The organism is Brevundimonas vesicularis, assembly GCF_027886425.1.
GTDB lineage: Bacteria > Pseudomonadota > Alphaproteobacteria > Caulobacterales > Caulobacteraceae > Brevundimonas > Brevundimonas vesicularis_C.
In genome coordinates, this window is the sequence record NZ_CP115671.1 from 83,641 (window position 1) to 104,886 (window position 21,246).

23 protein-coding genes are annotated in these 21,246 nt (G+C 66.9%); 13 read left to right on the forward strand and 10 right to left on the reverse strand.

Annotation, left to right across the window (positions count from 1 at the left end):
* Window positions 1–37: 37 nt before the first annotated feature.
* Window positions 38–661 carry a class I SAM-dependent methyltransferase gene (locus tag PFY01_RS00395; RefSeq protein ID WP_271041989.1) on the reverse strand — a complete coding sequence of 208 codons (624 nt, stop codon included), beginning with the start codon at window positions 659–661 and terminating at the stop codon, window positions 38–40.
* A 5-nt stretch (window positions 662–666) separates the two neighbouring features.
* A complete protein-coding gene (locus PFY01_RS00400; protein WP_271041990.1) occupies window positions 667–1,650 on the reverse strand; it encodes an alpha/beta fold hydrolase in 984 nt (327 codons plus the stop codon).
* 108 nt (window positions 1,651–1,758) lie between these two features.
* Here PFY01_RS00400 and PFY01_RS00405 point away from each other — a divergent pair, with 108 nt between their 5' ends.
* Window positions 1,759–2,889 (forward strand): aromatic ring-hydroxylating oxygenase subunit alpha, encoded by a 1,131-nt coding sequence (locus tag PFY01_RS00405; RefSeq protein ID WP_271041991.1) that lies wholly within the window; start codon window positions 1,759–1,761, stop codon window positions 2,887–2,889.
* A gap of 44 nt (window positions 2,890–2,933) precedes the next feature.
* On the opposite strand, the gene PFY01_RS00410 is transcribed toward PFY01_RS00405, so the two are convergent.
* The gene (locus PFY01_RS00410; protein WP_271041992.1) at window positions 2,934–3,950 is read right to left on the reverse strand and encodes an adenosine kinase; all 1,017 of its coding nucleotides are present in this window, start codon (window positions 3,948–3,950) and stop codon (window positions 2,934–2,936) included.
* A 92-nt stretch (window positions 3,951–4,042) separates the two neighbouring features.
* On the opposite strand from PFY01_RS00410, the gene PFY01_RS00415 reads away from it, so the two are divergent.
* Window positions 4,043–4,915 carry an ATP-grasp domain-containing protein gene (locus PFY01_RS00415; RefSeq protein WP_271041993.1) on the forward strand — a complete coding sequence of 291 codons (873 nt, stop codon included), beginning with the start codon at window positions 4,043–4,045 and terminating at the stop codon, window positions 4,913–4,915.
* 39 nt (window positions 4,916–4,954) lie between these two features.
* On the opposite strand, the gene PFY01_RS00420 is transcribed toward PFY01_RS00415, so the two are convergent.
* Window positions 4,955–6,418, reverse strand: coding sequence for a methyl-accepting chemotaxis protein (locus tag PFY01_RS00420; RefSeq protein ID WP_271041994.1), 1,464 nt, complete (start codon window positions 6,416–6,418; stop codon window positions 4,955–4,957).
* A gap of 225 nt (window positions 6,419–6,643) precedes the next feature.
* Between PFY01_RS00420 and PFY01_RS00425 the strand changes: the two genes are divergently transcribed.
* Window positions 6,644–7,132, forward strand: a complete 489-nt coding sequence (locus PFY01_RS00425; RefSeq protein ID WP_271041995.1) for a MarR family winged helix-turn-helix transcriptional regulator — start codon at window positions 6,644–6,646, stop codon at window positions 7,130–7,132.
* On the opposite strand, the gene nth is transcribed toward PFY01_RS00425, so the two are convergent.
* Both nth and PFY01_RS00435 read right to left on the reverse strand, forming a co-directional pair.
* Window positions 7,129–7,875 (reverse strand): endonuclease III, encoded by a 747-nt coding sequence (gene nth, locus PFY01_RS00430; RefSeq protein ID WP_271041996.1) that lies wholly within the window; start codon window positions 7,873–7,875, stop codon window positions 7,129–7,131. The two genes, PFY01_RS00425 and nth, sit on opposite strands and share 4 nt — an antisense overlap.
* Window positions 7,872–9,188 carry a flavin monoamine oxidase family protein gene (locus PFY01_RS00435; RefSeq protein ID WP_271041997.1) on the reverse strand — a complete coding sequence of 439 codons (1,317 nt, stop codon included), beginning with the start codon at window positions 9,186–9,188 and terminating at the stop codon, window positions 7,872–7,874. Before PFY01_RS00435 ends, nth begins: the two co-directional genes overlap by 4 nt.
* A gap of 121 nt (window positions 9,189–9,309) precedes the next feature.
* On the opposite strand from PFY01_RS00435, the gene PFY01_RS00440 reads away from it, so the two are divergent.
* The 5 genes from PFY01_RS00440 (at window position 9,310) to PFY01_RS00460 (ending at window position 13,907) form a co-directional block, all read left to right on the forward strand.
* On the forward strand, window positions 9,310–10,395 hold the full coding sequence (locus PFY01_RS00440; protein ID WP_271041998.1) for an HlyD family secretion protein: 1,086 nt from the start codon (window positions 9,310–9,312) through the stop codon (window positions 10,393–10,395).
* Window positions 10,392–12,002: a DHA2 family efflux MFS transporter permease subunit gene (locus PFY01_RS00445; protein ID WP_420197029.1), complete on the forward strand. Its 1,611-nt coding sequence runs from the start codon at window positions 10,392–10,394 to the stop codon at window positions 12,000–12,002. The genes PFY01_RS00440 and PFY01_RS00445 overlap by 4 nt, the downstream gene beginning before the upstream one ends.
* Window positions 12,002–12,619 (forward strand): TetR/AcrR family transcriptional regulator, encoded by a 618-nt coding sequence (locus PFY01_RS00450; protein ID WP_271041999.1) that lies wholly within the window; start codon window positions 12,002–12,004, stop codon window positions 12,617–12,619. Before PFY01_RS00445 ends, PFY01_RS00450 begins: the two co-directional genes overlap by 1 nt.
* A gap of 47 nt (window positions 12,620–12,666) precedes the next feature.
* Window positions 12,667–13,440, forward strand: coding sequence for a creatininase family protein (locus PFY01_RS00455; RefSeq protein WP_055754529.1), 774 nt, complete (start codon window positions 12,667–12,669; stop codon window positions 13,438–13,440).
* Window positions 13,441–13,532: 92 nt separating this feature from the next.
* The gene (locus PFY01_RS00460; RefSeq protein ID WP_235559362.1) at window positions 13,533–13,907 is read left to right on the forward strand and encodes a phasin family protein; all 375 of its coding nucleotides are present in this window, start codon (window positions 13,533–13,535) and stop codon (window positions 13,905–13,907) included.
* On the opposite strand, the gene PFY01_RS00465 is transcribed toward PFY01_RS00460, so the two are convergent.
* The 4 genes from PFY01_RS00465 to PFY01_RS00480 all read right to left on the reverse strand — a co-directional run bounded on the left by PFY01_RS00465 (window position 13,904) and on the right by PFY01_RS00480 (window position 16,431).
* Window positions 13,904–14,518: a MarR family winged helix-turn-helix transcriptional regulator gene (locus PFY01_RS00465; protein ID WP_271042000.1), complete on the reverse strand. Its 615-nt coding sequence runs from the start codon at window positions 14,516–14,518 to the stop codon at window positions 13,904–13,906. The genes PFY01_RS00460 and PFY01_RS00465 overlap by 4 nt on opposite strands.
* 98 nt (window positions 14,519–14,616) lie before the next feature.
* Window positions 14,617–15,237 (reverse strand): inner membrane-spanning protein YciB, encoded by a 621-nt coding sequence (locus tag PFY01_RS00470; RefSeq protein WP_161640626.1) that lies wholly within the window; start codon window positions 15,235–15,237, stop codon window positions 14,617–14,619.
* Between the two features lies 1 nt (window position 15,238).
* Window positions 15,239–16,174: a signal recognition particle-docking protein FtsY gene (gene ftsY / locus PFY01_RS00475; protein ID WP_055808927.1), complete on the reverse strand. Its 936-nt coding sequence runs from the start codon at window positions 16,172–16,174 to the stop codon at window positions 15,239–15,241.
* Window positions 16,171–16,431, reverse strand: a complete 261-nt coding sequence (locus tag PFY01_RS00480; protein WP_271042001.1) for a hypothetical protein — start codon at window positions 16,429–16,431, stop codon at window positions 16,171–16,173. Before PFY01_RS00480 ends, ftsY begins: the two co-directional genes overlap by 4 nt.
* A gap of 136 nt (window positions 16,432–16,567) precedes the next feature.
* Here PFY01_RS00480 and PFY01_RS00485 point away from each other — a divergent pair, with 136 nt between their 5' ends.
* From PFY01_RS00485 to PFY01_RS00505, 5 genes are all read left to right on the forward strand, one after another.
* Window positions 16,568–16,780, forward strand: coding sequence for a ParD-like family protein (locus PFY01_RS00485; RefSeq protein ID WP_091751087.1), 213 nt, complete (start codon window positions 16,568–16,570; stop codon window positions 16,778–16,780).
* Window positions 16,777–17,544: a type I methionyl aminopeptidase gene (gene map, locus PFY01_RS00490; protein ID WP_271042002.1), complete on the forward strand. Its 768-nt coding sequence runs from the start codon at window positions 16,777–16,779 to the stop codon at window positions 17,542–17,544. Before PFY01_RS00485 ends, map begins: the two co-directional genes overlap by 4 nt.
* An 88-nt stretch (window positions 17,545–17,632) precedes the next feature.
* Window positions 17,633–19,672, forward strand: coding sequence for an NAD(+) synthase (locus PFY01_RS00495; RefSeq protein ID WP_271042003.1), 2,040 nt, complete (start codon window positions 17,633–17,635; stop codon window positions 19,670–19,672).
* A 149-nt stretch (window positions 19,673–19,821) separates the two neighbouring features.
* On the forward strand, window positions 19,822–20,046 hold the full coding sequence (locus PFY01_RS00500) for an alkylphosphonate utilization protein (protein ID WP_055754537.1): 225 nt from the start codon (window positions 19,822–19,824) through the stop codon (window positions 20,044–20,046).
* Between the two features lie 57 nt (window positions 20,047–20,103).
* The gene (locus PFY01_RS00505) at window positions 20,104–21,219 is read left to right on the forward strand and encodes a CobW family GTP-binding protein (RefSeq protein ID WP_271042004.1); all 1,116 of its coding nucleotides are present in this window, start codon (window positions 20,104–20,106) and stop codon (window positions 21,217–21,219) included.
* The last annotated feature ends 27 nt before the right edge of the window (window positions 21,220–21,246 follow it).

A 21,246-nucleotide genomic window follows, 5' to 3' on the forward strand; every position in this document is an offset into this window, starting at 1 on the left:
CGAAACGGTCCCGCCGACTTCACGGGATCGTGAGCGGCTATTTCGCCGAAAGAAAGGCGCGCCCGGCCAGCCAGACGCCCGTCTCCGCTCCATCGTATTCCACGCGCAATCCGGCGTCGGCCAGCAGGGCGCGATAGGCTTCTGGATCAAGACTGGCGTGATAGAGCGGCTCGCCCCGCCACTGTCCGATGGTCTCGCCGTGTGCCTGGCCAGAGGTGAACATCAGCCGCCGGCCCTCGGCGACGCACGCGGCCAGCTTCGGCAGCACCTTATTCTGATCGTCGGGGCTGAGATGAAACAGGCTGTGCCAGGCCAGAACGCCGTCGAACGGACCTGGCGGAAACGCATCGCGCATATCCGCCACCGACCACACGCCTGTCGGCAGCGTCGCCTGAGCATGGGCGATCAGGCCAGGCGACGCATCCATGCCCGTCACCTGATGGCCCCGCTCCAGCAGGGCGGCCCCAATCGGCCAGCCCGAACCGCAGCCCACGTCCAGAATTTTCGCCGCTGCGGGCAGGCCCGCGGCGAACCGATCCAGCCAGACCGCTTCGTCCACCCCGCCGTCGCCGGAATACAGGGTCGCGCCCCGATCCCGGACCCAGTCGTCGGCCTTGTCCCGATAGAGGTCGACGATCCGTTTTGCGGACGGGTGGGTCACGGCGTTTATTTCGCCAGGAAGGCGTCCAGGTCGGCGTAGAAGGCCTGGGGCTGGTCGAACATGATGAAGTGGGCGCTGTCGTCGATCCGCTTCAGTTGGGCGTCCTTCAGATTGGCGAACGACATCCGATAGATGCTGTCGGTGATCTGGGGCGTCATGCGCGGATCGTTGAACTTGGCGTACACCACCTCGGTCGGGGCCGTGATCTTGGACAGTTCGGGACGCAGGTCCGTCGTGATCAGTTCGCGGAAGGCGGCGGCCGAGACCTTCTGATCGCTTTCGCGCATGTCTTCCAACGCCTCGGCGCGGCGGCTTTCGGTGTTGATCATGCCGTTGATGCTGGTGGTCGCCTGGGCGACATAGGCCTCGCGCGGGCTGTTGGCCTGGGCGGCCCAGATCTGGTCGGCGACCGGCGTCACGCTTTCGGCCGAGGCGCCCGGCGCGGCGAACATCGCGCCCATGAAGGGGATCATGTCCACGACCATCAGCTTGCCGACCGCATCAGGATGGCGCGCGGCCAGCATCATGCCGATGGTGCCGCCCATCGAATGGCCGACCACGACCGGCTTGGTCAGGCCCTTTTCACGGATGTAGCGGGCGATCTCTTCGGCGACCGGCGCGGCGACGGGCGACGGGGTCGCGCCCTGCGCATTGCCCTCGGCCGGCGCGCCGGCGAAGCCCTGGACGTGGATGCGGTGTATGCGCCAGCCCACGCCGTCCTGCGCCGTCAGATGATCCACGGTTCCCTGCCAGATCTCCGGCGACGAACTGAGGCCGGGAATCAGGATGATGTCGCGTCCATCCATGTCTCCGTCGACGCGAACATGGATGCGGTCGGACTGGAAATCGGCGTGCTGGTGGCTGTGGGCGTGACCCGCCTCAGCATGGGCGCCATGCCCGTCCTGCGCCAGGGCGGCCGGTGCGGCGCACAGCAGGGCGGCGGCCGCGGCGGCGCCGACGGTGTGGTTCAGAATGGATACGATGGTCATGATCAAACTCCCCTTTGACGCCCGCTTATGCCGCGCCGACTTTGATATGTAAAGTTCTCTGTCAGGTGACATGAGACAGGCGCCGCGCGGCTCTGTTAGACAGTCGGCATGAAGCCCGCCGACGCCGCTCCCGTCCAGTCCCCCCAGGTCGAAGCCGCCCCTTCAAAAGCCGGCGCGCAGCCGTTCGGCAAGGGGTTCGTCACCGACGCCTGGTATTTCGTCGCCCTGGGCCGCGACGTCGCCCCGGCCAGCCTGAAACGCTACGAGATCATGGGCGAGCCGGTGCTGATCGGCCGCACCCGCGCAGGCCAGGTCTATGCGATGCGCGACATCTGTCCCCACCGCGCCGCGCCTCTGTCGGCCGGCAAGCTGGTCGAAAAGCCCGGCGAGGGCGAGACGGTCGAATGCCCCTATCACGGCTGGCGTTTCCGGCCCGACGGCGTCTGCGCCGCCATTCCTTCGCTGGTCGAGGATCAGGCGTTCGAGGCGAACCGCATCCGCGTGCGGTCCTATCCGGTGCGCGAGAGCCAAGGGATCGTCTTCGTCTGGATGGCGTCGGACGCCCGCAATCCGATGGAGCCGGACCACGAGCCGCCTGTCTTCCCCGGCGTGGTCGGCGGCGAGGCCAAGCTGGTCGAGGCGATGGATTTCGACAGCCATATCGACCACGCCGTCGTCGGCCTGATGGACCCCGCCCACGGCCCGTACGTCCACCAGCAGTGGTGGTGGCGGTCCGAACATTCGATGCACGAAAAGTCCAAGGCCTTCGCCCCGACCGCGTTCGGCTGGGCCATGGTGCGCCATGCGCCCTCGTCGAACAGCCGCCTGTATAAGATCCTGGGCGGGGCGCCCGCGACCGAGATCACCTTCCGCCTGCCCGGCTTCCGCTGGGAGCACATTCAGGTGGGCGAAAAACAGGTCCTGGCCCTAACCTGCCTGACCCCGATCACCGACACGAAGACGCGGATCACCCAGATCTTCTGGTCCGACCACTGGGTCTTCGGCCTGGCCAAGCCCTTCCTGCGGATGGGGGTGGTCGCCTTCCTGAAACAGGACGGCGGCATGGTGAATCTGCAAAACGAGGGCCTGCGCTACGACCCTGCCCTGATCTGGATCGACGACGCCGACAAACAGGCCAAGTGGTATCAGCAGCTGAAGCGCGAATGGGCCAAGAGCCGGGCGGAAGACCGAGCCTTCGTGAACCCGATCCAGCCGACGACGCTGAGGTGGAAGAGCTGAAGACGAACGTCTCCTCCCCACTGTGTGGGGGGAGACACTGGGTCTTACAGCTTCAGCCCGTTCTCTTTGGCCAGGTCGACCAGCTTCACCATCGGGCGCGGGCCCCAGTGGGCGATGACTTCGGACGCCGCCAGCGAGCCCAGCTTGCCGGCCTCTTCAAGCGTCAGGCCGCGCGCGAGGCCCAGCAGGAAGCCGGCGGCGTACTGGTCGCCGGCGCCGGTGGTGTCGATCACCTTGTCGACCGGATAGGCGGCGACGACGACGCGCTCGTCGCTCTTGATCACGACCGAGCCGTGCTCGCCGCGCGTGACGGCGGCGATCTCGACGATGGCGGCCAGTTGCGCGGCGGCGGCGTCGAAGTCTTCGGTCTCGAACAGGGCGCCCAGTTCGGCCTCGTTAGCCAGGACGATGTCGGCGGACTGGGTGATGAAATCCAGTAGCTCGGCGCGCCAGCGGGCGACGACGAAGGTGTCCGACAGGGTGATGGCCACCTTGCGGCCGGCCTTGTGCGCGGCGGCGGCGGCGCGTTCGAAGGCGGCGCGGGCGGGCGCCGGATCGAACAGATAGCCTTCCAGATAGACGATCTCGCTGGCGCCGATCAGGGCCTCGTCGATGTCGTCGGCATACAGCTGGTTTGCGGCGCCCAGGAAGGTCGCCATGGTGCGTGCGCCGTCCGACAGCACATTGATCAGGCAGCGGCCGGTGCCGAAGCCCTGATCCGCCCCGGCCGTCAGGACAGGCGTGTCGAAGTGAACGCCGGCGGCGCGGATGTCGTGGGTGAAGACCTGGCCCAGCGTATCGTCGGCGACCTTGCCGATATAGGCCGCGCGGCCGCCGAACGAGCCGACGCCCGCCACGGTGTTGCCTGCCGAACCGCCCGAGGCCTCTACGCCCGGCGCCATGGCGTCATACAGGGCGGCGCTGCGCTCGGCGTCGACCAACTGCATTGAGTTGGGCGCCAGGTCCTGGGCCGTCAGGAAGGCGGCGTCGCAGGGGCTGAGGACATCGACGATGGCGTTGCCGACGGCGCAGACGTCATATTGGGCGGTGTTCTGGGTCATGGTCGCGCCTTAGCCGGTCAATGCCCGCACGTCACCCGAAATCACATAAGGAAGCCCTTATATGCTCCACGTCGCTTCGGTATGAGGACTGCATGACCCAGATCGCCGTCCTGACCCCCGATCCCGCCGACAAGACCTATGTCGGGCGCTGGCCAGAGGTGCTGGAACGGTTGAAGGCGACGTTGGAGAGCACGGGCGCGACGGTCACGGCCACGCCCTGGAGCGATCATGTCGAGGACGCGTCGGGCCTCAAGGCCTATGACCTGATCCTGCCGGTCATCGCCTGGGGCTATCACCGCGATCATGGGCGCTGGCTGAAGGCTTGCGCGACGTGGAGCGAGGCCGGCCTGGCGATCGCCAATCCGGCGCAGGTTCTGCGCTGGAACTCGGACAAGGCCTATCTGGCGCGGCTGGCGGACAAGGGCGTGCCGATCCCGCCCACCCGCTGGACCGACGGCGTGACCCAGGAACAGGTGCACGCAGCCTTCGCCGAGACAGGCGCGCCGGTGCTGATCGTCAAACCGACGGTGTCGGCCGGGGCGTTTCGCACCCTGCGCCTGACGCCAGGCGAGGTGTTGAGCGATGCGCCCGAGGGCGCGGCGATGATCCAGCCCTATCTGAAATCGATCGAAACCGAGGGCGAGACCTCGCTGCTGTTCTTCGGCGGCCCGTTCAGCCATGCGGTCAACAAGCGCCCGGCGGCCGGCGACTTCCGCATCCAGATGCAGTTCGGCGGCCTGTATAAGGCCGTGACGCCGGACGCGGCGGCGATGGCCTTGGCTGAGCAGGTGCTGGCCGCCATCGACGAACCGCTGCTCTATGCCCGCATCGACATGGCCCGCGACGACGCCGGCCGATGGGTGCTGATGGAGGCCGAATTGATCGAACCGGACTTCTACCTGGACCACGACCCCGCGAACGGCGCCGGCTTCGCCGAGGCCGTCAAGGCGCGGCTGGAGGCCTAGGCCGCCTGGCGCTGAATCGCGCCCAACCGAGCCTGGAGCTCAGAACTCTTCCCAGTCCGACTGAACGGTGGCCACAGCGGCCCGCCCGCCGCCGCCGGCCGCCATCCGTGCGCGCGCAGGCGCGGCGTGGGCGCGGGCGAAACTTTCGACCCGCGCTTTCATCTGCTGGATGGGAGCCTTGTGGATCGGCGACGGAGCCGCCGCGACCTGGCTGGTTTCGAAGCGGCCGACCAGTTCGGCCAGTTCGGCGGCCTCGCGGCTCAGGCTCAGGCTGGCGGCGGTCGATTGCTCGACCATGGCGGCGTTTTGCTGGGTGACCTGGTCCATCTGGTTCACGGCGGTGTTGACCTCGGCCAGACCCACCGCCTGTTCCTGGGTCGAGGCGCGGATCTCGCTCATCAGGGTCGTGATCTCCTCGATGCGGCCGGCGATGCCGGTCAGGGCCTCGCCCGACTGACGCACCAGAACGACCCCGTCCCTGACCTGGGCGGAACTGGCCGAGATCAGCGTCTTGATCTCCTTGGCCGATTCCGCCGACCGCTGGGCCAGGGCGCGCACCTCGGAAGCGACGACCGCAAAGCCTCGCCCCGCGTCGCCCGCGCGAGCAGCCTCGACGCCGGCGTTTAGCGCCAGAAGGTTGGTCTGGAAGGCGATCTCGTCGATCACGCCGATGATCTGGCTGATCTCGTTGGACGAACGTTCGATCTCGCCCATGGCCGCGACGGCCTTCTGGACCACCGCGCCGCCGGTCTCGGCCTGGGTCCGGCCTTGAGTCACAACAGTGTCGGCAGCCTGGGCGTTCTCAGCCGTCTTGCGCACGGTGGCGGTGATCTGGTCCAGCGCGGCGGCGGTTTCCTCCAGGCTGGCGGCCTGTTGTTCGGTGCGGCGTGACAGATCCTCGGCGGCGCTGCCGATCTCGTGTGCGCCCGACTGCATCGACCCGGTGTTGACGCCGATTACGCCCAGCGCCTGATCCAGCGTCGCCAGGGCCTGGTTGAAGTTGTCGCGAAGGACGGCGTAGTCGCCCGGGAAGTCGTCCTGGATGCGATAGGACAGATCGCCGGCGGCCATGGCCGACAAGCCCCTGGCCGTGCCTTCAACGACGGCGGCCTGGACCTGGGCGGCCTGACGATCGGCCTCGACGCGGCGCTCGCGCTCTTCCTCGACGGCGGTTACGTCCGTGGCGAACTTGACCACCTTGTAGGGACGCCCGTCGCTGTCCAGGATAGGATTGTAGCTGGCCTCGATGACCACGCGCTTGCTGCCCCGGCCGTAGCGCACGAACTTGTCCGCCACGAACTCACCGGCGTTCAGCTTTCGCCACAACTCGGCATAGGCCGGCGTCTGCGCCTCAGTCGGATCGACGAAGATCTTGTGGTGACGTCCGACGATTTCGGACAATTCGTATCCCACCACTGATAGGAAGTTCTGATTGGCCTCCAAAATGACGCCATCCAGATCGAACTGGATGACTGCTTGAGAGCGACTGACGGCAGCCATCATGTTGCGCAGCTCGTTGAGCGTCTTGTCATCTCTGTTTTTGGCAAAAAGGCGCAATGCAAAAATCTTTCGTGCTGAGATGAACGTTAATGCCACATCAACACTTTAAATCAGGTGTCAGCATGGTTAGCGCGCTAAAGGCTCAACCTGGGAGAGAATATTCCTCTGCGGTCTAGCTTTAGTCGCCTTAAAGCCGCTACGCCGCCCGCTGGTTCCAAGAGGTCATATTTGTCGCAACGCCCGCACCTGCTGTCGTCAGATCAGCGCAGCGCCCTTCAGCTCGACGTCGCCATGACACTGATGGTGACGGCCAAGCGATGGAAGTTACGTGTCGCCGATCTGTTCCGAGAGTCCGGACACACGGGCGCGCCGACCGTGGTGCTTTATTTCCTGGCGGACGAGCCCAGGGGCCTGACGCTTTCCGAGTTGGCGAACAGGATGGAGCTGTCCGGCGCGTCGCTGACCCGTCTGGTGCAAAGACTCGAGAAAGACGGCATGGTCAGCCGGCGTCGGATGATTGGAGACGGCCGGTCATGGCTGATCCAGATGGAGCCAGCCGGGCGCGCCGAAATCGAGGCGTTCGAGATCCATGCCGCGGCCATGCGCGAACGAATGTTTGAAGGCGTTTCGGACGAGGATATGGCTGCCGCACTTCGCGTGCTGAAGGCCTTGGCCGAGAAGCTGACCCACGGCCCCGACGCCGCTCCGGGGGTCTAGCCCGCCGCCTCACCCAGCGCCATCAGGCCTGCCCGCGAGGGGCACAGGTCGGCGATGATGCAGGACGGGCATTTGGGCTTTCGCGCCGTGCAGGTGTAGCGGCCGTGCAGGATCAGCCAGTGGTGCGCCTTGGGCAGCCAGTCCTCCGGCACGACCTTGAACAGCTGGGCCTCGACCTTGTCCGGCGTTCCGGCATTGGCCAAGCCCAACCGGTGCGAGACGCGAAAGACGTGGGTGTCCACGGCGATGGCCGCCTCGATCCCCAGCTCGTTCAGGACCACCGAGGCCGTCTTTCGACCCACGCCGGGCAGCGCCTGAAGATCGGCGCGGTTCAGCGGGACCTCGCCGCCATGCTGCTCCAGCACGATGCGGCTCAGCGCGATGACGTTCCGCGCCTTGCCGCGATATAGGCCGATGGAGGCGATGTAGGGGATCAGCCCCTCCTCGCCGAGGGCCAGCATCTTCTCAGACGTGTCCGCGACTTTGAACAGCCGCTCGGTCGCCTTGTTGACCGAGACATCCGTGGCCTGGGCCGACAGGGCGACGGCGACGACGAGGGTGAAAGGATTGGAGAAATTCAGCTCGGTCTTGGGCTCCGGCATGACGCCGGACAGGCGTTCGAAGATCGCCTCGACACGATCCTCATCGGGCGGCCACCGCAGCACGGGGATAGCCGCCCCGGTCATCACGGCCGGGCGTTTGGCAGGCTTGGCGGCGGGCTTCTTGGCCTTGGCGGGCTTCATGCCTCGCTGTCGTCCCGGGGGCGACGCGGGTCAAGACCTAGGGTAGTCAGTGCGGCGTCGGCGGCGCGCTCGCCCTCCATCCAGGCGCCGTGGGCCGTGCCGTAATAGACCGGCGCGGTCGCCTCGCCGGCCAGGAAGATTCGGTCCTCCACCGACAAGCGCAGCTTGGCGCGGTCCGCCGCATGGCCAGGCAAGGCGTGGGAATAGGCGCCGCGCGACCAGGGATCGACCCCCCAGCCGCTGACCGCGACCGCCTCCAGCCGCCGGCGCATGTCCGATCCCAGGGCCGCGACCAGCTCGAACACGGCGAAGTCGAACAGGGCGGCCGGCCCTTGCGCCTCCAGCCCCCAGGCCAGGTCGGCGCCAAAATAGGCCTCGATCATCGGCCGCCCGAAGGGCCGCAGGTGATAGCCGCCGGTCTCGGCCGTATCGGTTCGGGTCCACAACTGGGTGTCAGGTTGGAAATCGCCGGCGCCGCGCACCGTCATATGCACCTTGGACGCCAGGCCCAGCGGCACGCCCGCCGTCGCCTCGAGCAAGGCCGGAACCGAGGGATCGATGCGGATCGTCTCGCTGGCGATCAGGCTGTTGGGCACGGTCAGGATGACGATCCGCGCGGTCAACTCGCCGCGATTGGTCTCCAGGCGCAGCACAGGTCCGGAACGGTCGATGCGGCTGACGGCGCAGTCCGTGACCGTGATGGGCGACACAGCCTCGCCCAGCCGCGCGATCAGGCGGCCATAGCCCTCGCGCACCCGCCAGTTCACGCCGGTGTCGCCATAGGCGTCGTAATCCAGGCTGGACACCTCGGCGAACCGCGCGCCGTTCAGGGCGCCCGAGATGGCGTCCATGCGCGGGTTCCAGCGACAGTCGGGATCGAAGAAGTCCGACGCCGGACGATCCTCCCCCACACCCGCGCGGACGAGCGACGCCGCCTCGGTCACCCGCTGGTCGAAGGCGGCGAAGGCCTCGCCGAACTCGGCCTGATCCGCGCGGGTCATCTCGTGATCGAAGGCCTGGGTGCGCCAGGGCGGCGGGGTCTGGTCCAGCGTCAGCCCCTCGGCCTCGACCCGTCCCGCCAGCACATTGTCATCGGCGGAATGCAGCCAGCCGCAGCCCATGTCCAACCCTTCGCCCTCGGCCCGAACCGTCCAGGCGCGCCCGCCGATCCGGTCGCGGGCCTCCAGCACCAGAACCGACAGGCCGGGTCGCATCAGACGACGCGCGGCGGCGATGCCGGCGGCGCCTGCGCCGATCACCACAATATCGACCTGTGACGGCAGCGGCTGGGAGGCGGAGATGCGGGGGTTCATGGCGTCAGGACATACACGAAAACCGGTCGTGATCGGCGCCTTCCCGATCGCCTATTGATTTTTGGACGACGGGGTCCATTTTAGCGCCGCTTCAAAACGCCGCACCTCCCCCGGATTTTCCATGTCGCCTGAACTCAAGAAACGCCTGCCGCTATTCGCGGCCGCCCTCGTCGGCCTGGCCCTGATCGTGGGCGGCATCGTCTGGTGGGTGAACGGCCAGCGTTGGGAGAGCACCGACAACGCCTTCGTCCAAGCGGACACCACCCTGGTCAGCCCGCAACTGTCCGGCCGGGTCACTGAGGTTCTGGTGGGTGACAACCAGCGGGTCGCGGCAGGCCAGATCCTGGTCAAGCTGGACGATTCCGACCAGAAGGCCCAACTGGCACAGGCCGAGGCCAATCTGGCCGCCGCCATCGCCGCCGTCGGCCATGTCGACGCCCAGGCCGAGCAGGAACAGGCCACCATCGCCGCCCGCGCCGCCTCCGTCGCCCAGGCCAACGCCCAGGCCGGCCTGGCCCGCGCCGAGGTCGATCGTTATGGAAAACTGGCCGAACAGGGCTGGGTCTCGCAACAGCGCATCCAGACCGAGCGCGCCTCGGCCGCCACCGCCGCCGCCAGCGTCCAGCAGGCCCACGCCGCCCTGGTCGCCGAACAACGCACGGCCGGCGTGCTGGGCTCGACCCGTCAGCAGAGCGTCGCCGCCGTCGAACAGGCCCGCGCCGTCGTCGATCAGGCTCGCATCGCGCTGGAGCGCACCGTGATCCGCGCTCCGGTCGCCGGCGTCGTCGGCGCCCGCAGCGTGCGGCCCGGCCAGTATGTCAACGCCGGCACGCAACTGCTGTCGGTCGTGCCCCTGACCAACACCTACATCGTCGCCAACTTCAAGGAAACGCAGCTGGACAAGGTGCGCCTGGGCCAGACTGTCGAGATTTCCGCCGACGCTTTCCCCGGCCGCAAGATCGAGGGCCGCGTGGACAGCTTCGCCCCCGCCACTGGATCGGAGTTCGCCCTGATCCCGGTCGAGAACGCCACGGGCAACTTCACCAAGATCACCCAGCGCGTGCCCGTCCGCATCGTCGTCAGCGGCGCAGACCGCAGCCTGGCTCTGCGTCCCGGCCTGTCGGTGGACGTCAAGATCGACCTGAAGAGCCAGGGCGGCCAGAGCTTTGCCGAAGCCGCCACGACGACCGGAGCCGCAGGCCAGTGACCGCCGCCAACCCCGCCGCAAATGGCGGGGCCCCCGTCGCTCAAAAGGGCCCCGTCGCCGGCCATCCCGAGATCAACTGGACCATGCTGTTGCTGGGCTTCGCCGGCATGGTGGTGGGCCAGTTCATGGCCATTCTGGACATCCAGATCGTCGCCGCCTCCCTGCCTCAGATCCAGGCGGGGGTCGGCGCCTCGGCCGACGAGATCAGCTGGATCCAGACCGCCTATCTGATCCCCGAGGTTGTGATGATCCCCCTGTCGGGCTTCCTCTCGCGGCTGTGGGGAACGCAGCGGCTGTTTCTGGTCTCCTGCGCCGGTTTCGTGCTGATGAGCATCGCCACGGGCCTGTCGTCGTCGATCGACATGATGATCCTGTTTAGGGCCATCCAAGGGTTTGTGGGCGGGGCCATGATCCCGACCGTCTTCGCCGTCGCCTTCACCGCCTTTCCGCCTGACAAGCGCGTCACCGCCAGCGTGGTCATGGGCCTGATCGTCACCCTGGCGCCGACCGTCGGACCCACGCTGGGCGGGCACCTGACGGAGTGGCTGAGCTGGCGGTGGCTGTTCTTCATCAACGTCGGGCCGGGCCTGCTGGTGCTGTTCCTGGTCGGTCGCTACGGCAACTTCGACAAGGGCGATCCGTCGCTGGCCAAGGGCTTCGATTGGTGGGGCCTGGGCCTGATGGCCGCCTTTCTGATGTCGATGCAGTTCGTGCTGGAGGAAGGCGCCAAGAACGACTGGTTCGACGACACCCACATCCTGTTGCTGACCGTCGTGGCGGCGGTCGCCGGACCGATCTTCATCTGGCGGTCCCTGACCTATCGCCAGCCGATCGTGGAGCTGCGCGCCTTTGGCAATCGCAACTTCCTGGTCGGTTTCATCATGACCTTCATCGTCGGTTTCGCCCTGTTCGGCGGCACCTTCCTGCTGCCGCTCTTCCTGGGCCGCGTGCTCGGCTATTCGTCGTCAGAGGTCGGCACCACCATGGTCGTGTCCGGCCTCGCGATGTTCGCCACTGGTCCCTTTGCCGGACGACTGGTGCGCAAGCTGGATGCGCGGGTGCTGATGTTCGGCGGCTTCATGCTGTGCGCCTGGGGCATGTGGGAGGCGCGCGTCGTCACCGATGACTGGGGCTTCTGGAACTTCGCCTCGGTCCAGGCTTTCCGCGGCGTCGGCGTTATGCTGGCCATGATCGCGTCCCAGCAGGTGACGATGGCGACCCTGCCGCCGCACATGGTCAAGAACGCCTCGGGGCTGGTGAACCTGTCGCGCAACGTCGGCGGCGCCTTCGGCCTGGCGATCCTGAACACCAGCCTGACGTCCAACACGGCCCTGCACATGAGCGAACTGACCAGCGCCATCGGTCAGGGGGATCAGGCGATGCGCAACATGATGGCCGGCATGGCCCAGCGGTTCGCCGGCTCCATCGACCCGGCCGCCTCGGCGATGAAGGCCATCTATGCGATGTTGCAGAAGCAGGCGACGACGATAGCGTTCGGCGACGCCTTCGCCCTGCTGGCCATCCTGTGCGCAGGCGCGGCCTTCGTCACCCTCGCCGCCCAGCCGGTGAAGGCCCAGGCTGGCGCCCCGCCCTCGGACGTCCACTGATGGCGCGGCGTCGGGGACAGGTCGATGAACGAAAGAGCGAGGCGATCCTGGACGCCGCCGCGACCCTGTTCGCCGACAAGGGGCTGCAGGCCAAGATGGACGAGATCGCCAAACTGGCCGGAGTCTCCAAACAGACGGTCTACAACCGCTTCGCCTCCAAGCTGGAGATCGCCCAGGCCCTGGCGTCAAAGCGCGTCGAGGACATCGTCGCCCCCCTGCGCGGCGCCGGCGATCCGCAGACGGTGCTGGAGACCCTGGCCCTCACCCTGCTGAACCGGGTGTGCAGCGGCGACAAGGTCGGCTCGATGCGCGGGGTCGCCCTGGTCTCGGTCGAGGCGCCCGAGATCGCCCACGCCATCTATGAGGCCGGCCCGCGTCGCAGCCTGCGCGAACTGGGCGCCTGGCTGGCGGAACAGACGCGGCTGGGCCGGATGAGCGTCGCCGATCCGGAAGAGGCGGCTGAGATGTTCGCCGGCCTCGTGCTGGGCCACGGCCATCTGCGCGCCATGCTGGACGTGCCGCAGCTGGACGCCGACAAACGCGCAGGCCGCGCCAGAGAGGCCGCGCGCATCTTCATGGCCGCCCATCCGCCCACCACGGCCGCCAAGACTTCCTGAGCCCGGCGCGCTACAGTCGTCCCACCCTGTCGCTTGAGACCGCCTTCATGCTGATCCACCTGTCCTCCTGGCCCGAAATCGACGCCCGACTGAACGACGGCGGCCCGCTGTCCAGGACGGTGGTCGTGCCCATCGGCTCCAACGAGCAGCACGGGCCGACGGGGCTGCTGGGCACCGACTGGCTTTGCCCGGAGATCATCGCCCATGCTGCCGAGAAGACCGACGCCAACCTGATCGTGGCCCCGACCTTCAACATCGGCATGGCTCAGCATCACCTGGCCTTCGCCGGCACCATCAGCTTGCGCCCCTCGACCTTCATGGCCGCGATCACGGACTGGGTGTCGTCCCTGAGCCGTCACGGGTTCGAGCGGATTTACTTCCTGAATGGGCACGGCGGGAACGTCGCGACCATCGAGGCGACCATCTCGGAGATTTACGCTGAGTGGAGCTTCGTCGAGGATAGCCCGCCCTTCATCCTGAAGCTGAAGAACTGGTGGGACCTGCCCGGCGTCAATGGCCTGTGCAACCGCCTGTTTCCGACCGGCCACGGCATGCACGCCACCCCATCCGAGATCGCGGTGACGCAGGCCGCCTATCCCGAGCGGATCAAGACCGCCGACTACAGCCCGCAGATCGCGCCGAACGGGCCGATCCGCGACGCCCTGGACTATCGCGCCCGTTTCCCCGACGGCCGGATCGGGTCGGACCCGGCCCAGGCCAGCCCCGAGAAGGGCCAGCAGATCATCGACGCGGCGATCCCCGCCCTGTTGAGCGACATCGCGGCCTTCGCCGCAGAGACCCAACCTGGAGGTCCTCACTGACCCGCAAAACCCCCACAGCCGCCAGCGCAGCCGTCGTCGGCGCCGAGATCCTGGCCGCCTCGGCCGAGGTGATCGCGGCCCGGACCGGGCTGATGGCGCAGGGCCTGACCAGCGCCAAGGGGCAGGACTTCAAGGAGCTGTCACTGATGAGCTCCGAGAAGACCGAGGCGCTGTCCGCCTCCGCCGACGCCTTGGCCGCCAGCGCCGGGGCCATCGGTCAGCGGCTTGGGCGTGTGGCGATGGACGAGGGCGCCCATGCCCTGCGAGCGGCGGCGGCCGTCACCCAGGCCCGCACCCCGGCCAAAGCGGCCGAGGCCCAGTTCAGCTATGCCATGGGCTGGTGGAGTCGGGCGGCGGCCCAGGCCATGACCCTGAACGGCGAACTTCTGAAGGCCCAGACCGAGGCTCTGGCCCCGATCCACAAGACGGCGACCGCCAATGCCAAACGGCTGCGCAAGACGCGCTAGGCCGGCTCCACCAGCTTCAACTTTGGCTTCTTGATCTTTGCGGGCTTGGCCGGACGGTCAGCCTTCTTGGCGGCTTTTTCGGCCTTGCGCGCTTCCTTCTCGACCGCCTTCAGCGCCTTCTTGGCGGCCTTGGCCTCAGCCTTTGCGGCGTCAGGGGCGGCGTCGGCGGCGGCGGCCAGATCGGCCAGCTGATTGAGGAAGGTCTCGCGCTGCCCCTTGGGCAGCAGGGCCATGATCCGCTTGTCGGCGGCCTCGACCAGCGGCCGCGCGGCCTCCAGACGGGCGGCGCCCTCAGCCGACAGACGCACCGCCTTGGCGCGCGCGTCCAGAGTCGAGCGTTCCCGCTCCAGCAAGCCCTTGGTCGTCATGCGCGTGACCAGATCGGCCAGTGTCGAGCGGTCGATGCCGGTCATGCGGACCAGTTCGGTCTGGGTCAGGCCGGCCTTGAGCGACACCGCCTCCAGCACCGCGAACTGGCGCTGGGTCAGGCCGTCGGCGCCGGTCTCCTCGGCATAGATGTCGAGCGCCAGCTGCAAGGCGCGGTGCATCAGGTGGCTGGGCGAGGTGGCCAGGGGCCCGACCTTCCTCGCCGCTTTTCCCGCCTTCACCATCGCGCCGCTCCCCTGAAGTTTCGTCCGAACACGTATCAGCTCTGCTTTACGATTTGACGGGGAAAGCGCGTCGGTTCCGTGACAGTTCCGCTTGCGGCCTAGAGCCCCGTGTCGGGCGAGACGGGGGCCGGCTCGTCGTCCTTGATCAGGTGCTTCATGATGAAGAAGACCTGCCAGACGCCGAACACGGCCGAGGCGATCCACAGGCCGCCGCGGAAGGCGACCCAAGTGTCATCGGACTGGGTGCGCCAGACGATCTCGTTGACGATGCAGACGGCCGCGAAATACAGGCCGTAACGCAGGGTCAACCCGCGCCAGCCTGCGTCGGTGATGCGGATCGCCTCGCCCAGCAGATATTTGAACGGATAGCGGTTCAGCGGCAGCGACCCCAGCAGCACGACCGCCAGCAGGCCGTTCTGGATCGACAGCTTGATCTTCAACAGGTTCGGATCGTGGAAGACGATGGTCAGCACGCCAAAGATCAGGGCGAAGCCGCCGGTCAGCAGCGGCAGGGGCGCCAGACGACGCTCGACCACATAGCCGACGATCAGGGCGATCAGCGAGGCGCCGACCAGGACCCACGTCGCCTGAACTAAGGCTTCCTGCCCGTCCAGACCGCGCGCGAACCGGTTGATCGCATAGGCGGCCATGAAGGCCACGAGGGCGCCGAAATCGACGGCCTGGCGGATGTTGGAAGCCTTTTTCGGCGTCTCGGTCATGTCAGTCTTCCAGTCCCACCAGCGAGCGAGAGAAGGCGCGGGCGTCGAACGGTTGCAGGTCCTCGACCCCTTCGCCGACGCCGATCAGCATCAGGGGGGCGTCGGACGCCTGGGCCACCGGCACCAGCACGCCGCCGCGCGCGGTGCCGTCCAGCTTGGTCATGACCACGCCGGTGACGAAGGCGGTGCGGCCGAAGATCTGTTCCTGGGCCAGGGCGTTGCGGCCGACGGTGGCGTCGAGCACCAGCAGGGTGTCGTGCGGCGCCTCGGGATCGACCTTCTTCAGCACGCGGACGATCTTGAGCAGTTCGTCCATCAGGGCGGACTTGTTCTGAAGCCGGCCGGCGGTGTCGATCAGGACGACGTCGTAGCCTTCGGCCCGCGCCTTGGTATAGGCGTCGAAGGCCAGGCCCGCGGCATCGGCGCCGTCGCGACGGCTTTCGAAATCGGCGCCGGCGCGCTCGGCCCAGACCTTCAGCTGTTCGCGCGCGGCGGCGCGGAAGGTGTCGCCGGCGACGATCATCACCTTGGCGCCCTTGCCCGTCAGATCGGCGGCGATCTTGCCCAGGGTCGTGGTCTTGCCCGAGCCGTTCACCCCGACGAACAGAACGACATAGGGTTTGGGGCCGGACAGGGGGTCGAAGGTCGCCTGGCGCGGCGACAGTTCGGCGGCGACCGCCTCGGCCAGGGCCTCCTTGACCTCGCGCTCGGGCGCGTCCTTGCCGAACTTCAGCCCGCGAAAGCGTTCGACGATCCGGGCCGAGGCGGCAGGGCCGAGATCGCTCTCCAGAAGATGCTCTTCCAGCTGCTCCAGAGACGCCTCGGACAGAGGCTCCTTGACGAAGGTGGCGACGACCTGATCGGTCATCTGTTTGGAGGAGCGCGAGAGCCCAGCGGACAGGCGCTGGAACCAGCCCTTTTTCGGCGTGTCGTTCATGCAGTGGCTTTAGCGGGGGCGAAGGCCAACGTCATCCGCATTCGCGAAGGTCGTCCGCGACGTTTCAGACGGTCGGCGACAAAAACACCGTCTAATTCGTCTAATTGATCTGAAATCGAAACCTCACTGTTAGCGTGAGTGCGAAGGCGAGGATTATAGGCCCGCGCAAAATCGACGATGGCAGAAGGCCGCGAGAAATCGGCAAACCGTTGAAAGCGCAAGGGTTGGAGCCGCCAGTTTGGATGGCTGTCGATCATTTTCTTCCGTCATCCTGTGCAAGCCTCTGGCGGCGCAGACGGCAGCGGCGAAGATCATCGAGCGGCGCTTGCGCTTGTGGAGCCGATCAACAAAGAATATGCGCTGCGCATACGTTTCATATAGAGCGAGAGTATCATGGGCATCGTCAATATCGAGGACGAACTGCACGAGCAGCTGCGGCGCGCTGCGAAGGCGTCCTATCGGTCGATTAACGCTCAGGCGGCGTTCTGGATCAGGATCGGCATGTTGTGTGAGATGCATCCCGGCGTGACGTTCCAGGAACTGGTGGCGCGCGAGTTGCGGGCGGCGGGCGTCGATGCGTCCGTGCCGACGGGCGCCGCCGCATGATCAAGACGCCGGCCGAGATTGCGCTGATGGCCGAGGCGGGGCGACTGCTGGCCTCGGTCTTCACCCATCTGAATGCGATGACCCTGGAGGGGTTGAGCACGCTGGAAATCGACCGGCGGGTCGAAGCCTTCATCGTCGACGAACTGGAGGCGCGGCCGGCCAGCAAGGGTCAGTATGGCTATGGCTTTGTATTGAACAGCTCGATCAACCAAGTCGTCTGCCACGGCGTGCCCTCGGCGAACGACATCCTGAAGAGTGGCGACATCGTCAATCTGGACATCACGCTGGAGAAGGACGGCTTCATCGCCGATTCCTCCAAGACCTATCTTATCGGATCGGTGGGACCGCAGGCCCGGCGGCTGGTGCGCACCACATATGAAACCCTGTGGAAGGGCATTCAGGCCGTGCGCCCCGGCGCGAAACTGGGCGACATCGGTTTCGCCATCGAAAAACACGCCAAGCAGGCCGGCTATTCGGTGGTGCGCGACTATTGCGGGCACGGCATCGGGCGCGAGATGCATGAAGAGCCGCAGGTGCTGCATTTCGGCAAGGCCGGGACCGGCGCGACCCTGCGCGAAGGCATGACCTTCACCATCGAACCGATGCTGAACCAGGGCGTGCGCACGGTCCTGACCGAGGACGACGGCTGGACCGTGGTCACCTCCGACGGAAAACTGTCGGCCCAGTTCGAACATACGGTCGCTGTGACAAAGGACGGTGTGCGGGTCCTGACCCTGAGGCCGGACGAGAAGCGGGACGCATAGGCGCGCGAAGGAGAGTTTCCGTCCCTTCATCATTCGCGCCTATATGAAGGCCGACGACCGGCGCGGGCCGGGTGATGCGGACGATCCGATGGCTGATGTTCTGTTCCATTCTCCCAAGACCCACGGTTTCGTGCGCGTGGCGGCGGCGACGCCGGTCAGCCACGTGGGCGACCCCAGGGCGAACGGGCAAGAGCACGTCGCGCTGATCCGTCAGGCGGGCGAGCAGGGCGTGGACCTGATGGTGTTCCCCGAGCTGTCGCTTTCGGCCTACGCCATCGACGATCTGCATATGCAGGCGGCGCTGCTGGACGAGGTCGAGCGGCAGATCGCCGTGGTGGCGGAGGCGACGGCCGAGGCGGATGTCGTGGCGGTGGTCGGGGCGCCGATCCGCAACGGCGACGCGCTGTACAACTGCGCCGTAGTGATTGGGGCCGGCGAGGTTCTGGGCGTCGTGCCCAAGACCTATCTGCCCAACTACCGGGAGTATTACGAGAAACGCTGGTTCGCGCCGGCGACGGCGCGCGCCGAGGACGTGATCGCGCTGAACGGCGAAACGGTGGACTTCGCGCCGGGTCTGTTGTTCGAAGCGGTCAATCGGCCGGGCTTCGTCTTCTCGGTCGAGATCTGCGAGGACTATTGGGCGCCGCTGCCGCCCTCGACGCGGGCCGCATTGGCGGGCGCGCGGATCCTGCTGAACCTGTCGGCGTCCAACATCGTCATCGGCAAGGCGGACGAGCGGGCGATGCTGAGCGCCAGCCATTCGGCGCGAACGCTGTCGGCCTATGTCTTCGCCGCCTCTGGCTGGGGCGAGAGCACCACTGACCTGGCCTGGGACGGGCAGGCGACGATCCACGAACTGGGGTCCAAACTGGCCGAGGGCGAGCGGTTCGCCTTGGACAGCCACCTGACGATCGCCGACGTGGACGTGGACCGGATCGGGCTGGATCGTCTGCGCAACGGCACCTTCGCCGAATGTGCGAGAAACGAAGGCGAGCCGGCGACGGTCGTGCCCTTCATGGCGCGCGAGGATCATGAGGCCAGCGAGCTGATCCGGCCGCTGGACCGGTTCCCCTTCGTGCCGGACGACGCCGGGCGGCTGGATCAGGACTGCTATGAGGCGTTCAATATCCAGGTTCAGGGGCTGATGCGCCGGATGACCGCGACAGGCGCCAGGTCGCTGGTGATCGGCGTGTCCGGCGGGCTGGACTCGACCCAGGCCCTGCTGGTCGCGTGCCGCGCCTTCGACCGGCTGGATCTACCGCGGACCAGTATTCTGGGCTTCACCATGCCGGGGTTCGCCACCTCGGACGGGACCAAGTCCAACGCCTGGGCGCTGATGACCGCGTTGGGCGTCACGGGCGCAGAGATCGACATCCGCCCCGCCGCCGAACAGATGTTCAAGGACATCGGCCACCCCTATGCCGAGGGTCAGCCGGTGCACGACATCACCTTCGAGAACGTGCAGGCGGGTCTGAGGACTGACTATCTGTTCCGGCTGGCGAACCAGCACAGGGCCTTCGTCCTGGGGACCGGGGATCTGTCGGAACTGGCGCTGGGTTGGGCCACATACGGCGTCGGCGACCATATGAGCCACTACAACGTCAACGGCGGGGTGGCGAAGACGTTGATCCGTCACCTGATCCGCTGGGTGGCGGCGGGCGACCTGATCGGCGCGGGCGCGCGTGACACGCTGCACGCCATTCTGAACACCGAGATTTCGCCCGAGCTGGTGCCGGCCAAGGATGGGGTGATCCAGTCGACGGAAGGCACCGTCGGCCCCTATGCGCTGAACGACTTCTTCCTGTTCTACATCAGCCGGTTCGGGATGGCGCCGTCCAAGGTCGCCTTCCTGGCGCACCAGGCCTGGGGCGATGCGGGCGCAGGGCATTGGCCAGCAAATACGCCGGACGACGAAAAGGTCGAATACGACCTAGCGACGATCAAGGGCTGGCTGCGGAAGTTCCTGATCCGCTTCTTCCAGACCGCCCAGTTCAAGCGCTCGGCCCTGCCGAACGGTCCAAAGGTGGTCACCGGCGGATCGCTGTCGCCGCGCGGCGACTGGCGCGCGCCGTCGGACGGCACTGCGCGGGTGTGGCTGGACGAGCTGAACGCAAACGTGCCGGACTGACCGTCTCCTCCCCGCTTTGCGGGGAGGAGCTCGAAGCGTAGCGGAGAGACGGAGGGGCTCTTGGCTGTGTGGGTAGAAGAACCCCTCCACCACTTCGTGGTCCCCCTCCCCATTGCATGGGGAGGAGACGCGGCACTAGAAGCTTGGCCATGACCGACGACGTGACCAAAGATTCCAACGGCAACATCCTGGCTGACGGCGACAGCGTGACCCTGATCAAGGATCTGAAGGTCAAGGGCTCGGGCGGGGTGACGCTGAAGCGCGGGACCCTGGTCAAGAACATCCGCCTGACCGGCGACACGGACGAGATCGAGGCCAACGTCGAGAAGGTGCGCGGCCTGGTCCTGCGCACCGAGTTCGTGAAGAAGGCATAAGCCCCCTTTTCATCGGCCCCCTTTTCAAGCGCCGGTGCAGCCGCCATCTAGCGGCCTATGACCGACACCCTCGCCGCCCCCGCCTCGACCGCTGCAACAAACGGCAAGATCCCCGTCACCGTCCTGACCGGCTATCTCGGCGCGGGCAAGACGACGCTGCTGAACCGGATCCTGACCGAGGATCACGGCAAGCGCTACGCCGTCATCGTCAACGAGTTCGGCGAGATCGGCATCGACAACGACCTGGTGGTCGGCGCCGACGAGGACGTGTTCGAGATGAACAACGGCTGCGTCTGCTGCACGGTGCGGGGCGACCTGATCCGCGTGGTCGCCGGCCTGATGAAGCGGCAGCGTCCCGGCAAGCCGGCCTTCGACGCCATCATCGTGGAGACGACGGGCCTGGCCGACCCCGGTCCGGTGGCCCAGACCTTCTTCGTGGACGAGGACGTCAAAGCCAAGACCCAACTGGACAGCGTCACCACCCTGGTCGACGCCAAACATGTGATGGCGCGGCTGGACGACTCCAAGGAGGCCCGCGAACAGGTGGCCTTCGCCGACCGCATCATCCTGAACAAGGTCGATCTGGCCACGCGGGAGGAGTTGGACGCTATCGAGGCCCGGCTGCGGGCGCTGAACCCGCTGGCGCCCATCGTGCGGGCCGAGCGGTCGAACGTGCCGCTCGATCAGGTGCTGGGCTTGGGCGCCTTCGACCTGGAGCGCATTCTCGAGGTCAGGCCGGACTTCGTGAACCCGCCGCACGGCGCGGACGGCCATGTGCATGACGAGCACTGCGGGCACGACCACCATCATCATGACCATGATCACCACAACCATGCGCATGATCACGGCCACGGTGCGCGCGGTCACGCCCACCAGGACGACATCAAGGGCATCTCCCTGTCACTGGACCGGCCGCTGGACGGGACCAAGTTCACCGCCTGGCTGGACCGGTTGCTGGGCGAGCAGGGTCAGAACATCCTGCGCGCCAAGGGCATCATCGACGTGAAGGGCGAAAACCGCCGTCTGGTCTTCCAGGCCGTGCACATGATCCTTGAGGGCGACCTGCAACGCGAATGGGGCGCCGCCGAACGCCGCTGGAGCCGCGCCGTGTTCATCGGCCGCGATCTGGACGAAGCCGCGCTGAAGGCCGGCTTTGAGGCCTGCGCCGCCTGATCTCAAACGTGGACTGACAGACAAAAG

Excerpts from the sequence above, each read along its gene's own strand:
- PFY01_RS00470 (WP_161640626.1), bottom strand. The coding sequence starts at position 15,237 with ATGACCGAGACGCCGAAAAAGGCTTCCAACATCCGCCAGGCCGTCGAT.
- PFY01_RS00465 (WP_271042000.1), bottom strand. The coding sequence starts at position 14,518 with ATGGTGAAGGCGGGAAAAGCGGCGAGGAAGGTCGGGCCCCTGGCCACC.
- PFY01_RS00410 (WP_271041992.1), bottom strand. The coding sequence starts at position 3,950 with ATGACCCAGAACACCGCCCAATATGACGTCTGCGCCGTCGGCAACGCC.
- nth (WP_271041996.1), bottom strand. The coding sequence starts at position 7,875 with ATGAAGCCCGCCAAGGCCAAGAAGCCCGCCGCCAAGCCTGCCAAACGC.
- map (WP_271042002.1), top strand. The coding sequence starts at position 16,777 with ATGATCAAGACGCCGGCCGAGATTGCGCTGATGGCCGAGGCGGGGCGA.
- PFY01_RS00460 (WP_235559362.1), top strand. The coding sequence starts at position 13,533 with ATGGCGCAGGGCCTGACCAGCGCCAAGGGGCAGGACTTCAAGGAGCTG.
- PFY01_RS00450 (WP_271041999.1), top strand. The coding sequence starts at position 12,002 with ATGGCGCGGCGTCGGGGACAGGTCGATGAACGAAAGAGCGAGGCGATC.
- PFY01_RS00500 (WP_055754537.1), top strand. The coding sequence starts at position 19,822 with ATGACCGACGACGTGACCAAAGATTCCAACGGCAACATCCTGGCTGAC.
- PFY01_RS00405 (WP_271041991.1), top strand. The coding sequence starts at position 1,759 with ATGAAGCCCGCCGACGCCGCTCCCGTCCAGTCCCCCCAGGTCGAAGCC.
- PFY01_RS00400 (WP_271041990.1), bottom strand. The coding sequence starts at position 1,650 with ATGACCATCGTATCCATTCTGAACCACACCGTCGGCGCCGCCGCGGCC.
- PFY01_RS00420 (WP_271041994.1), bottom strand. The coding sequence starts at position 6,418 with ATGATGGCTGCCGTCAGTCGCTCTCAAGCAGTCATCCAGTTCGATCTG.
- PFY01_RS00440 (WP_271041998.1), top strand. The coding sequence starts at position 9,310 with ATGTCGCCTGAACTCAAGAAACGCCTGCCGCTATTCGCGGCCGCCCTC.
- PFY01_RS00435 (WP_271041997.1), bottom strand. The coding sequence starts at position 9,188 with ATGAACCCCCGCATCTCCGCCTCCCAGCCGCTGCCGTCACAGGTCGAT.
- PFY01_RS00505 (WP_271042004.1), top strand. The coding sequence starts at position 20,104 with ATGACCGACACCCTCGCCGCCCCCGCCTCGACCGCTGCAACAAACGGC.
- PFY01_RS00495 (WP_271042003.1), top strand. The coding sequence starts at position 17,633 with ATGGCTGATGTTCTGTTCCATTCTCCCAAGACCCACGGTTTCGTGCGC.
- ftsY (WP_055808927.1), bottom strand. The coding sequence starts at position 16,174 with ATGAACGACACGCCGAAAAAGGGCTGGTTCCAGCGCCTGTCCGCTGGG.
- PFY01_RS00485 (WP_091751087.1), top strand. The coding sequence starts at position 16,568 with ATGGGCATCGTCAATATCGAGGACGAACTGCACGAGCAGCTGCGGCGC.
- PFY01_RS00415 (WP_271041993.1), top strand. The coding sequence starts at position 4,043 with ATGACCCAGATCGCCGTCCTGACCCCCGATCCCGCCGACAAGACCTAT.
- PFY01_RS00480 (WP_271042001.1), bottom strand. The coding sequence starts at position 16,431 with ATGATCGACAGCCATCCAAACTGGCGGCTCCAACCCTTGCGCTTTCAA.
- PFY01_RS00455 (WP_055754529.1), top strand. The coding sequence starts at position 12,667 with ATGCTGATCCACCTGTCCTCCTGGCCCGAAATCGACGCCCGACTGAAC.